This window comes from Klebsiella sp. K47, assembly GCF_051858335.1.
Lineage (GTDB): Bacteria > Pseudomonadota > Gammaproteobacteria > Enterobacterales > Enterobacteriaceae > Klebsiella > Klebsiella pneumoniae.
Genome location: NZ_JBPYUI010000607.1, coordinates 1 through 209, shown reverse-complemented (window position 1 = coordinate 209; position 209 = coordinate 1). Strand labels below are relative to the sequence as shown.

Sequence of the window (209 nt, the reverse complement as noted above, 5' to 3'; positions counted from 1 at the left end):
ACCAAGGCGGCGACCGGCTTGCCGTCCGGTACCGCCGTCGTGGTGGTGAAGGACGGCAAAGTGATCCATGAGGGCTACTACGGTTTGGCGGACATTGCCGCCGGTACGCCGGTCACGGCCGACACCGTCTTCTACATCGCCTCGGCGACCAAGCCGTTCTTCGCGCTGAACGCCCTGCAGAGGGAGGCCGCCGGTGAGCTCGACATGGC

Annotated in this window: 1 protein-coding gene; it reads left to right on the top strand. The window is 66.5% G+C overall.

All coding sequences use genetic code 11. The features are described 5' to 3' along the window. Positions 1-209: serine hydrolase (locus tag RRF55_RS29415; protein WP_439419515.1), on the top strand; the 209-nt coding region annotated here is incomplete at both ends.